This window comes from Ideonella azotifigens (genome assembly GCF_021043325.1).
GTDB lineage: Bacteria > Pseudomonadota > Gammaproteobacteria > Burkholderiales > Burkholderiaceae_C > Ideonella > Ideonella azotifigens.
In genome coordinates this window covers 59,536-71,588 of record NZ_JAJNKD010000008.1, presented here as the reverse complement: position 1 = coordinate 71,588, position 12,053 = coordinate 59,536, and the positions used below count along the sequence as shown (strand labels likewise).

The following is a 12,053-nucleotide window of genomic DNA, read 5'->3' as shown; positions in this document are numbered from 1 at the left end:
TCTGGATTTTGCCTGGAGGCCCGGCGAGTCGTCGTCAAGAGCCCGGGTCCGGGTGGTCGCCGACAAGAGCTGCGGATATCCTTAGATGCCGATTCTTGGAGATTGCAGCCATGTGGCGGCCTCTCCGATTCGAACGGCTCCTATCAGCCTGGAGCGCACATTGCGCCATCCGCTTCCATGCCCAGGACATTGAAGCCGAGCCGTGCGCCCCGCGGTTCCGCTGGCGGTGATGTCCCAGACTCTCGCTGCGAGCCCTCCGTCGACACGCTTCCTGGGTTCGCCGTCTCGGAGTTCATTGGCGATGGGCATTTGTGATGGGCATTTGTGAGGGGCATTTGTGAGGGGCATTTGTGAGGGGCTTGCAAACCCTTCGACAGGGAGAACGGCGGAAATGCCTTCGGCAAGCGCAGGGCGGACAGGGTGGACATTCGCTTTCCCGTCCCCACCTTTTCTGGTTCCGTGCCATCGGGAAGACAAGCCGCTAGCCGTGGGACGGCTCGTCGCCCAGTCCGGCGGCGCAGCGCTTGAGCAACGCGCAGAGCAGCTGGGCCTCTTCGGGCGACAGCAGGGAGAGCATCTTCCTTTCGACGGCGTCGGCGGCTTTTGCGCCATCGGCGACGGCTTTTTGACCGGCCTTCGTCAGCTCGGTCATGATGACCCGGCCATGCTCAGGGTGCGGGCTCCGCACGATCAGGCCTGCGCGTTCGAGATTGACGAGGATCGCCTGCATGGTCTGTGGCGTCACGAACGCCGCGCGAGCCAGTTCGGCATTCGAGATTCGCGGATTGCCGGCGACGGCAAGCAGCACTGCGTTCTGAGGTGCCGTGATGCCGATCTGCGCGAGCTCGGCATCCAGGCGTTGCCTCAATCGATGTTGCGTGATCTTCAGGTTGTAGCCAATCCAGTCGACTCCGCTGCGAGGCGTCGGCTTCGCCGTTGACATATCAGGGCCCTTACATTAATATCAGTCCACTGATATTAATGGACAGGAGCCATCATGACAACGCCAGTCGGCCCGGATTTCATCGCCTTGCAAGTGCGCGATCTCGCCGCATCCCGCAAGTTCTACGTCGAGACCTTCGGTTTCGAAGCCGCGCCCCAGAGTCCCCCCGGGGCGGTCGTTTTCAAGACCGAGCCCATCCCGCTGGCGCTGCGCGTGCCGCTGCGTGCGCTTCCCGAAGCAGGGCCACTCGGCGTGGGCATGGTGCTCTGGATCGCATGCGCCGACGCCGATGCGCTGCACGACCGCATCGTCGAGCGGGGCGGTGCGATCCTCAGCCCGCTGGCCGACGGCCCCTTCGGCCGCTTCTTCGTTGCCGGTGATCCCGATGGCTACGCGATCACCTTTCACACGGCGCGACGCTGACTGGGCGTTCATTGGCGGTGCACCCGTGTGAGGGGCTTGCAAACCCTTCGACAGGCTCAGGGCGAACGGAAGGAACCCTTCCACCCGATGCTACGGGGGCTAAACTGGCTTTTCCCCCTCAAGCTGGCGCCCATGTCGTTCAAATCCAAGCTGCTGCCTTCGTTGCGGGCCGCGCCGGAATCGGCGGGGCTGGTGACCTCGAGTTGGACGGGTGCGCCATTGCCGCCCGAGCTGCTGGCGCTGCTGGAGATCAACCCGCTGGCTTTGCTGGCATGCGACAGCACTGGGCGGATTGCCTGCGCCAACGCGCCGATGCAGGCGCTGATGGGCGTGGCGGATGCGAATCAGCTGGGGGCCTTGTCGCCGGCGCTCTGTGAGCTGATCGGCTGGCCGGGCGCGATGCCCGGGCCTGGCCAGAGCCACCGCATGGAAGGCTGGCTGCCGAGCGCGGCTGGCGGCCAGCGTCATCTGCGCGCCACCACGCGCGCGCTGGATGGCGTGCCGCGGCGCTGGCTGGTGCAGCTGGAAGACTGCAAGCTGGAAGACGCGCAGGAGCTGTCGCGCATCGAGATCGCGGCCTTGATGGGCACGGCCGGCCTGGGGGTGGCGACCTTTGACCCGGCGCGCGGCTGGATCACCGCCGCGCCCGGCCGCCCGGATGCCGGGGAAGGCATGGCCGAGGCCGCGCCAGCCGGGCAGGGCGCGGGGCTGATGTCGATTGGCCGTGACCTGGTCGAGCCTGAATCGCTGCCCGAATACGAGCGGCTGCAAAGCGCGCTGCGCCAGCGCCAGCGGGTGGAGGTGCGCTACGCCGTGCGCCACCGCGACATGGGCCGGCGCTGGCTGCTGACCCGGGTCGAGCCGACGGCGCTGGGCGACGATGGCCGCCATGGCTTCAGCGTCGTCACGCTGGACGTGACCGAAGAAGAGAACGCCCGCCGCCGCAACGAGCAGTTGCTGCAGGAGCTGGGCACCATCCTCGACACCTCGCCGGCCGGCATTGCCTACCTGCGCGGCCCGCGGCTGGCGCGCTGCAATGCGCGCTTCGAAGCCCTGCTGGACCTGGCGCCTGGCGATGGCACGGGGCTGAGCATGGACGCGCTGCTGGCGCGCTGTGGCGTGACCGGCACGGCCGCGCGCCAGGCGCTGGCCACGCTGGCCCAGCAAGGCAGTTTCGAGACCCAGTTCCAGCCGGCGAGCGCGCAGGCCTCGGGCAAGCCGGTCTGGTACTCGCTGGCGCTGCGCCGCGCCGGGGTGTCCGGCCCGGGGCAGGACGAGGCGGTCGCGGTGCTGACCGACGTGACGCGGCTGCGCACCCAGCAGGCCGAGCTGGAGGGCCTGGAGCGTGAACGCGAGCTGATGTTCAGCCTGTCGGATGTGGGCATCGTGCACCAGCGCGAAGGGCGCATCGAGCGGGCCAACCAGGCCATGGCCGAGTTGACCGGCCACAGCCAGGCGGAGCTGCAAGGCCTGCCGCTGGCCGAGCTGTACGAAGACGAGCGGGTCTACCAGCATCACCTGGCGCAGGAGAAGCGCGACCTGGCCTTGCATGGCCGGGCCCGCGGCGAGCGCCGCATCCGCCGGCGTGACGGCACCGAGCTGTGGGTGCAGGTCAGCCAGAGGCCGGTGGACGCGAACGATCCGACGGCAGGCGCGATCAGTTCCTTCGTCAGCGTGGACGAGCGGCGGCGGGCGCGCGAGTCGCTGCTGGCGCAGGCGGACCGCACGCGCGCGATCCTGGATTCGGTGCTGGTGGGCATCGTCACGCTGGGCGAGAAGGGCATCGAGTGGATGAACCGCTCGGCGCGGCGCATGTTCGGCGGCGAGCTGTCGGATTTCCTGGGCCAGCCGATCAGCGTGGTCGCCTCGCCCGAGGCCGATCACCCGCTGCGCCGCACCGACTGGCTGGCCACGCTGCAGGAGGGCCAGGCCGAGACCTTTGAATGTCGGCTGGTGGGCCGGGATGGCCGCACTTTCTGGGTTGTCGGCAACGCGGTGGTCACCGGGCTTGACCAGGGGGGCGGGCAGCAGCTGACCTTTGCGCTGCTGGACATCGAGCGCCGCCGCGAGGCCGAGAACCAGATCACCCAGGCCCGCACCAGCCTGCAACGCATCATCGAGACCGCGCCGCTGGCGATTGCGCTGTTCGATGCGAACAACCAGCAGGTGCTGCAGCTCAACCAGATGATGGCGGCGTTTGCGCGCCGCCCTGCGGCGGAGATCCTCGGCCGCCAGCCGGCGCTGTGGCTGCCGGGGCCGGAAGCGGCTTCGCTGTCGGCTGACCTGCATCGCGCTCAGGAGGAATCGCTGGGCCGCCTCAAGACGCCTTCTCCCCCCCGGGGGGCGGGCTGGGCGCAGCCCGGCCCTGGGGGCGCACCTGAAGCCAGCGACACGCTGCGCCGTGAGCTGCACCGCGCGGCCGACCCGGAGAGCGGCGAGCCGGGCCAGGTCTGGGACATGCGCATCGTCTCGCTGGTCGACCCCGGCGAGGCCGGCGCGCAGTTGCTGCTGGTGGCCAGCGACGTGACCGAGCAGCGCGCCGCAGACGAGGCGCGGCTGGAAGCCGCCATTGCCCAGCGCGAGATGCTGGTCAAGGAAGTGCACCACCGCATCAAGAACAACCTGCAGGGTGTCGCCGGCCTGTTGCAGCAGAGCGCACAGCGCACGCCGGCCGCCGGCCCGGCGATTGCCGAAGCCGTCAGCCAGGTGCATGCGATTGCCCAGGTGCACGGGCTGCAGGTCGGCATGACCGGGCCGCTGCGGGTGCGCGGCGTGATGGAGGCCATCGCCCAGTCGGTGCAGCGCATGTTCGGGCGGCAGATCGAAGTGGAAGTGCAGGGCCCGGCACCGCATCGCTTCGCGCTGACCGAGGCCGATTCGATCCCGGTGGCGCTCACCGTCAATGAGTTGCTGACCAACGCCATCAAGCACAGCGAGGGCGGCGTGATCGTCTGCCGCATGATTTGCGGCGAGGCGGAGGTGAGCCTGTGCGTGTTGAATCCAGGCCGGCTGGCGCCGGACTTCAGCCTGGCGCAGATCCCTTCGGGCATTTCCGGCCTGGGCCTGGTGCGGGCCTTGTTGCCGCGCAAGGGCGCAACGATTTCGCTGACCCAGGAAGGCGAGGCCGTGGTGGCACGGTTGCGCCTGGTGCCGCCGGCAGTCGCCCTGCTGGAGCCGCTGTGAGCGTCCCGATTTTCCCCCACCATATTTGGTGACCTGGTTCGCAGCAGTTCAGCGAAAATCCCACGCATGGTCGATCCCCTCTCGATGAACAGCAAAGGCAAGGTCCTGGTGGTCGATGACGACCGCCTGGTCCTGGCCACCGTCACCCACGGGCTGTCGCGCGCGGGGTTCGACGTGATCGACGCCGACAACGGCGACGATGCGATCCTGCTGGCGCGTGAGCACCGGCCGGACCTGGCGCTGCTGGACATCCGCATGGAAGGCAAGTCGGGCTTCGACGTGGCCGACTACCTGCGCGAGTCGCTGTCCATGCCCTTCATGTTCCTCTCGGCCTTCGCCGATGCGGCCACGGTGGCCAAGGTCAAGGAACTCGGTGCCGTGGCCTACCTGGTCAAGCCGCTGGACATCGCACAGATCGTGCCAACCGTCGAAGCCGCAGTCGCGGCCGTGCGGGCCCGCCGTGGCCGCGCACCGGCGCCCGCACCCGCGCCTGCTGTCGTCGCCCCCGCGTTTTCGGTCACGCCAGTGGCGGCACCCACGCCATCCGTTGCCGCCCAGCAGGCTGCAGAACCTGCCGGCGCGCTGGCCGACCCGATCCCACTGGCGGTGGGCGTGCTGATGCACCGATACTCGCTGCCCCGCACCGAAGCGCTGGCCCGGCTGGTGCGCCTGGCCGAAGCCGATGGGCGGAGTTTGGCTGCTCAGGCTGCGGCGCTGGTCGATGCGGTCGAACTGCTGGCTCGGCCTGGGAACGCTTGAACTTTTCCTGCTGAGGTGGGTGCAGGATCAGGCCGCCGGGGCGCATTGCTCCGCTCATGTCCCCCGCCCGGACTGCGTCCGTTCTCCTCCTTTACTTCGCTGCGCAACACGCCCCACCGTCCTGATCGGCACGGTGTTGGCTGTTCAGGGGGCAAACACCAGCGCTGCCGCAGAGGGCGTTGGGTGGCCGATGCAGTGAAGTAAAGGAGGAGCCGCAGGCGGGGGACATGAACGGAATCGGCTACCCGACGCCCTCTGCTCGCGCCGACCGACGAGAAAGAAACACTAGACCGTGAAGTAGAAGCGAGCGCCTTTGCCGACTTCCGACTCGGCCCAGATGTCGCCGCCGTGGCGGCGCAGGATGCGGCGTACCGAGGCCAGGCCGACGCCGGTGCCCTGGAAGTCTGTGGGGCTGTGCAGGCGCTGGAAGACGCCGAAGAGGCGGTCGGCAAAGCGCATGTCGAAGCCGGCGCCCTGGTCGGCCACGACATAGACGCGGCGGCCATCGGCCTGGCGTTCGCAGCGGAATTCGATCACCGTCTGCGGGTTCTGGCCGCTGTACTTCCAGGCGTTGCCCAGCAGGTTTTCCAGTGCAATGCGCAGCAGTGTGGGGTCGCCCTGCACCACCAGGCCGGCTTCGATGTGGATGCTGGCCTGGCGGTCCGGTGCTTCGCGGCGCAGGTCTTCGATGATGAAGCCGGCCAGCTGCGACAGGTCCACCGGCTTGCGCGCCAGCGGCTGCGACTGCAGGCGCGACAGCGCCAGCAGTGCGTCGATCATGCTGTTCATGCGCGCGCCGGCCGAGAGCACGCGGTCGACGTGGTCATTTCCGATGCGGTCCAGGAAGCGGCCGTAGTCTTCCTTGAGGATGCGCGCAAAACCTTCGACCACGCGCAGCGGCGCGCGCAGGTCGTGCGAAACCGAATAGATGAAGGACTCGTGATCGGCCGCGCTGATGGCGGCTTCTTCAGGCGCTGCGCCGGGCAGCGGGCGCAGCAGCAGCAGGCGGCCGGGTTGCTGGCCGGTTTCGCTGTCGAGTGGCAGCATTTCGAGCTGCCACTGGTCGGTGGTGGCACTTTGGCCCGGGGCCAGGCCTTCGATCACGCCGATCAGCTCGCGCGGTGCCTTGGCCAGTGCGCCGGCCCAGTCGCGCATGCCCTCGGGGGCATGCGGGTCGAGCTGGAGCAGGCGCGCCGCGTCGGGGCTGATCGCGGCAATGCGCCAGCCGCGGCCGTCTGGCACCAGCGCCACTGCGGCCACGTCCAGCTCGGGCCACAGGCGCTGCAGCACGGCCTGGTCGAACACACGTTGTTCGCTCTCGCCCAGCGGAGTTGCGGTACCGAGGTAACCGAGGAAGTCACCATGGGCATCGAACTGCGGCAGTGCGCGCAGCCGCCACACCGGCTGGCCCGGCATGCCCAGCCGCACCACGCGCAGCTCGGGGATCAGCGCGTGCGCGTCCAGCCTGGCCTGCAGCGCGCCGGGGCGGGTGTCGGGGTCCAGCACCTCGAAACGGTCGAACAGCTTCAGGCCCAGCGCCTGCTCGGCCACCCAGGCTGCAGGCGCAGCGCCATGCGGTGGGCGCCAGCCCTGCACGCGGTGCTGGGCGTCGCTGCGCCAGACAAAGCTGTCGGCCAGCTCGGTCAGGCTTTGTTCGTTCTGGGTGGCGCTGCGCAGCTGATGTGCCAGGCTTTGGCGGCCCCACAGCAGGCCGGCGAGTGCGCACACGCCGCCAAAGGCCAGCATGGGCAGCCAGGACCAGGGCCCGCTCAGGCCTTCCGGATTGCCCGGCGCGGCGGCGAGCGACCATACCAGCAGGATGGCCAGCGCCAGCAGGCCGGCCCACAGCACCGTGGCCGTGAGGCTGCGCCCGCGCGATGCGCGAGCAGACGCCGGGGCGAACGCGCAGGCAGACAGGGATCGGCGCATGGCGCGGATTGTAAGGAGACGATCCGCTTGCAAGGGGCAAACCGCACAGTCGCGCGACATATTCCCGCTGCTCGTATTCACGATGGCGGCAATTCCGCCTTGACGTGCATGGGATGCCGCATGATGCTTGCGCAAGGCCGTTTCCTTGGGAGTGCCAAAATCGCGTGTGGCGAAGGCAGAATGGCGACACAACCAACTGCCGGTCGGCACCCCGACCGGACAAGATTGCAAGATGCTAGATGCCGGCGACAACGCACCTGTGCTGGACTCTGCCAGCCTCGACCAACTGCGGGCGCTCGATCCCCAGGGCAGTTCGGGCTTCGTCAAGCGGGTGCTGGACACTTTTCTTCGCTCGCTGCAGAACCAGCGCGACGCGGTCGCGGCTGCGCATGCGGCGGGTGACCTGAGGGCCTTGTCGCATGCCGCCCATGCGCTGAAGTCGGCTTCGGCCAGCGTGGGTGCGCTGCCGCTGTCGCGCCTGTGCGCTGCGCTGGAAGAGGCGGTGCGGCTGGACCAGCCCGAGCGGGTGCCGGCGCTGGCGCTGAAGTTCGATGCGGCCGCAGTGGCCGCCGATGCCGCGGTGAGGGCCTTGCTCGAAGGCGGGGCCGCATGATGGGGAGCAATGCTTCGGCGTTGCCCTTGACCGAGGAGCGACCCAAGGTGCTGCTGGTTGACGACGACGACGTCAACCTGATGCTGGTGGCCGCCGCGCTGACCCAGCACGGCTTCGACGTCACCCAGGCCAACAACGGCGACGAGGCGCTGCGCATCCTCGGCGGCTGGATACCCGACCTGGTGGTGCTGGACGCGCGCATGCCTGGGCTCGACGGCTTCGAGACCTGCGAAGAGCTGCGCAACATGTACGGCCTGGAAAACGTGCCGGTGCTGATGCTGACCGGCCTGGCCGACGAAGCCTCCATCCAGCGCGCCTACGACGCCGGTGCGACCGACTTCTTCGTCAAGTCCAACCAGTGGAGCCTGCTCGCCGGACGGCTGCGCTACATGCTGCGCTCGGCCCGCACCCAGCAGGAGCTGATCCGCAGCCGGGCCAAGCTGGCGCGCGCGCAGGACCTGGCCCGCATGGGCAGCTTCGAATGGTGGCAGCAGCCGGGCCACGGCCTGCCGGCCGGGCTGGAGCTTTCGGAAGAGGCGCTACGCGTGTTTGGCAGCGGGCCGGACGACCGCCTCAGCTTCCGCGACCTGCTGCGCATGATGACGCGCGACGAGCGGCATTCGCTGGTGCGCGGCGTGCGGCAGATCGTGCGCCAGGTGTTCGGCATTGCGATGGACGTGCCGCTGTCGCGCGGCGTCAAGCGCAACCGCATCATCCACGTCGAAGGCGAACCTGAGTTCGGCGAATACGGCCAGTGCATCGGCTACACCGGCATCGTGCAGGACGTGACCGAGCGCCACCAGGCCGAAGACTCGATCCGCAAGCTGGCCAACAAGGATCCGCTGACCCAGCTGCCGAACCGCCGCCAGCTGCACTGGCGCGCCGAGCGGGCGCTGGAACAGGCGCGCCGCATGGGCCACCAGATGGCGGTGCTGATGATCGACCTGGACCGCTTCAAGAAGATCAACGACACGCTGGGCCATTCGGCTGGCGACGAGCTGCTGCTGTCGGTTTCGATGCGGCTGCGCAGCTGCGTGCGCCACAGCGACCAGATCTTCGACGGCACCGTCGAAGCGGTCGGCGCGCGTTTCCACAGGGCGCTGGAAGCGGTGGGCCGGCTGGGCGGCGATGAATTCGTCGCGCTGCTGCCCGAGGTGGCCGGCGAGGCCGACGCCCAGGCCGTGGCGCAACGCATCCTCGAAGCGCTGCGCGAGCCGGTCTACGTGGCCGACCAGGAGTTCTTCGCCACCGCCAGCATCGGCATTGCGCTGTACCCGCGCGACGGCCAGACGGTGGCCGACCTGATGCGCAATGCCGACGTGGCGATGTATGCCGCCAAGGACCGCGGCCGCAACGACGCGATGACCTATTCGCCCAACCTTGCGGTGCGTGACCGCGAGAAGCTGGAGCTGGAAACCGCGCTGCACAAGGCCATCGAGCGCAACGAGCTGGTGCTGTATTACCAGCCCAAGGTCGAGGCGCAGACCGGCAGGCTGGTCGGCGTGGAAGCCTTGATGCGCTGGCGCCGTGGCGAGACGCTGGTGCCACCCAACGAATTCATCCCGATGGCCGAGGAAACCGGCCTGATCGTGCCGCTGTCCGAATGGGCACTGCGCGAGGCGGCGCGCCAGGCGCGCGAATGGCAGCTGGGTTTTGGCTTTTCGGAGTCCATCGCGGTCAACATGCCCAGCCGCATGTTCCTGCGCCACGACCTGGTCGAGCTGATCCATGCCTCGGTCAGCCCTTACGGCATTCCGCACCGCATGCTGCTGCTCGAAATCACCGAGAGCAGCCTGATGAAGGACCTGCAAAGCATCCTGCCCACGCTGCGCCGGCTCAATGAAGTGGGCGTGCAGATCTCGGTGGACGATTTCGGCACCGGCTATTCGTCGCTGCAGTACCTGACCGAATTGCCGATCTCCGAGCTGAAGATCGACCGTTCCTTCGTCAACAAGCTGGGCCGGGAGCCCAAGGCCAGCGAAGTCATCCACCTGATCATCTCGCTGGCGCAGGCGCTGAACCTGCGCGTGGTGGCCGAAGGCGTGGAAACCAGCGCGCAGATGAACCTGCTGCGCAGCCTGCAGTGCCGCTTGATGCAGGGTTACCTGATCGGCCGGCCGATGCCGGGGCCGGACCTGCCTGCCTGGCTGCGCGCGCATGCCACCGTGATGCCCGGCCCGACACTGGATGCCTTGCCGGTCGCCCAGGCGGAGATGGACCTGGAAGCGGACACCGGACCGGTGACGGCCCCGGTGGAGATCGAGGCGGCCAGCGGCGAAGCCACGGCCGCCTCGCGTCGCGGCCCCTGAAGCGGGGTGGCGGGCGCGGCATCCCAAGCGTCCGCACTTCACGCCGGCTGCCGCTTTGCGCGCGGGTGGCCGTGCGGTCCTCAAGTCGCTGCCCGCCATGCCGACAAGAAGACGATGAGCAGCGTGACCGAACTGACCCCGGCCCAGATTGCCAAGGCGGCCTTGCGGCGCCTGGCCCTGGCCAAGCAGGAGCCCACACCCGAGAACTATGCCCAGGCCTGGGCGGAGGAATCGGGCGGGAAGGTCGCGTCGGCTGCGCTGCCAGCGCGCGCCAAACCGGTGATCGACAAGCTGGTGCAGCGCCTGACGGACGACCCAGCCCAACGCACCGAGCTGCAGCAGGCCGTGCTGCAGGGCCAGTGGGACCAGGCGATGCACCTGGTCGAGCGCTCCGGCGGCAGCCTCAGTGCCCAGTCGCAAGCCTGGGCCCAGATGATCGAGCGCCTGGCCCGCGGGCTGGAGCGCGGCGGCAAGCAATGGACGCTGGCGCGCAAGAAGGACAGCCTGCAGCGCGTGCTCGACAGCAGCCGCAGCGACATGCAGCGCCTGCAGCACCGTCTCAAGCAACTGATGAGCAACTGGGACAGCGACGGCGAAGCGGCGACCACCGGCGACAAGTCGCTGGACGCCGAGCTGAACGCGACGGCTGCTGCCGCGCCGGCGGCACCGGCTGAGGCCGCACGCCTGCTGCATTGGCCCGCCGTTGTGACGCCGCTGGCCGGCACCGTGGGCGCTGCCCTGCCGCCGGACGCGCCGCGCGCCGCCGCGTTGGCCGACGAGCTGGCCGCACTCGCGCAGCGCCTGGCCACCGAAGGCGCCAGCGCCGAGCTGGCGCGCCAGGTGGCGGACGTGTGCGAGCGGGCGCGCAGGCTGCTGTCGCACCGTCACCATTTGCTGAATGAGACCTACCAGCTCAGCCGCGAACTCGCCGGCAGCCTGGCCGAGCTGGCCGAGGACGATTCCTGGGTCCAGGGACAGCTCGAAAGCCTGCGCGAGCGCCTGGGCGAAAGCCCCAGCTCACGCGCGGTGCATGCCGCGAGCGAACTGCTGGCCAGCACCCGCCAGCGCCAGGGGGCCTTGCGTGGCGACCGTGACCAGGCCCGCGATGCGCTGAAGTCCCTGATCCACCAGATGCTCAGCGAGCTGGGCGAACTCGACCAGCACACCGGCCGCTTCAGCGACAGCATGCAGCGCTACGCCGACACCATCGACCAGGCAGACTCCCTCGAAAGCCTGGCCGGCGTCGTGCACGAAATGGTCTCCGAGAGCCGCAGCGTGCATGCGCTGGTGCATGCCACTCGCGAACGCCTGCAGGACGGCCACAGCCGCGCCAGCGAACTCGAAGCCCAGGTGCGCACGCTGGAAGGCGAGCTGCGCCGCATGTCCGACGAAGCCTCGACCGACGCGCTGACCCAGGTCGCCAACCGCCGCGGCCTGGCCCAGCTGTTCAGCGTCGAACAGGCCCGCTTGCAGCGCGAAGACAAGCCACTCTCCGTCGGCCTGCTGGACATCGACAACTTCAAGCGCCTGAACGACCAGCTCGGCCACGCCGCCGGCGACCAGGCCCTGGTGGCACTGGCACAGCGGGTGCGCGATTCGCTGCGCCCGGGCGACGTGGTGGCCCGCTTCGGCGGCGAAGAGTTCGTCGTGCTGCTGCCGGCCACGCCGGTGGACGAAGCCCAGCAGGTGCTGACCCGCCTGCAGCGCCTGCTCAGCGCCAGCCTGTTCATGCACGAAGGCAAGGAAGTCTTCGTGACCTTCTCGGCCGGTGTGACGATCTACCGCGGTGCCGACACGCTGGAAGAGACGCTGGAGCGCGCCGACGAAGCCTTGTACGAAGCCAAGCGCACCGGGAAGAACCGGACCTGCATCGGCTGAGGGCTCAATCGTCCCC

8 protein-coding genes are annotated in these 12,053 nt (G+C 68.9%); 6 read left to right on the top strand and 2 right to left on the bottom strand.

Features of this window, described 5'->3' with window-relative positions; all coding sequences use genetic code 11:
- Positions 1–481: 481 nt before the first annotated feature.
- Positions 482–943, bottom strand: a complete 462-nt coding sequence (locus LRH25_RS17595) for a MarR family winged helix-turn-helix transcriptional regulator (protein WP_141290560.1) — start codon at positions 941–943, stop codon at positions 482–484.
- Between the two features lie 54 nt (positions 944–997).
- Here LRH25_RS17595 and LRH25_RS17590 point away from each other — a divergent pair, with 54 nt between their 5' ends.
- From LRH25_RS17590 to LRH25_RS17580, 3 genes are all read left to right on the top strand, one after another.
- On the top strand, positions 998–1,366 hold the full coding sequence (locus tag LRH25_RS17590; protein ID WP_141290558.1) for a VOC family protein: 369 nt from the start codon (positions 998–1,000) through the stop codon (positions 1,364–1,366).
- A 132-nt stretch (positions 1,367–1,498) separates the two neighbouring features.
- On the top strand, positions 1,499–4,549 hold the full coding sequence (locus LRH25_RS17585) for a PAS domain S-box protein (protein WP_231011840.1): 3,051 nt from the start codon (positions 1,499–1,501) through the stop codon (positions 4,547–4,549).
- 66 nt (positions 4,550–4,615) lie between these two features.
- Entirely contained in the window at positions 4,616–5,308 is a 693-nt protein-coding gene (locus tag LRH25_RS17580; protein ID WP_231011839.1) for a response regulator, read from the top strand.
- A 285-nt stretch (positions 5,309–5,593) separates the two neighbouring features.
- Here LRH25_RS17580 and LRH25_RS17575 read toward each other — a convergent pair whose 3' ends face one another.
- A complete protein-coding gene (locus LRH25_RS17575) occupies positions 5,594–7,237 on the bottom strand; it encodes a sensor histidine kinase (RefSeq protein ID WP_231011836.1) in 1,644 nt (547 codons plus the stop codon).
- A gap of 232 nt (positions 7,238–7,469) precedes the next feature.
- Here LRH25_RS17575 and LRH25_RS17570 point away from each other — a divergent pair, with 232 nt between their 5' ends.
- From LRH25_RS17570 to LRH25_RS17560, 3 genes are all read left to right on the top strand, one after another.
- Positions 7,470–7,850: an Hpt domain-containing protein gene (locus LRH25_RS17570; protein WP_141290495.1), complete on the top strand. Its 381-nt coding sequence runs from the start codon at positions 7,470–7,472 to the stop codon at positions 7,848–7,850.
- A complete protein-coding gene (locus LRH25_RS17565) occupies positions 7,847–10,159 on the top strand; it encodes a putative bifunctional diguanylate cyclase/phosphodiesterase (protein WP_231011833.1) in 2,313 nt (770 codons plus the stop codon). The genes LRH25_RS17570 and LRH25_RS17565 overlap by 4 nt, the downstream gene beginning before the upstream one ends.
- Before the next feature lie 114 nt (positions 10,160–10,273).
- The gene (locus LRH25_RS17560) at positions 10,274–12,037 is read left to right on the top strand and encodes a GGDEF domain-containing protein (RefSeq protein WP_231011830.1); all 1,764 of its coding nucleotides are present in this window, start codon (positions 10,274–10,276) and stop codon (positions 12,035–12,037) included.
- Positions 12,038–12,053: the final 16 nt, after the last annotated feature.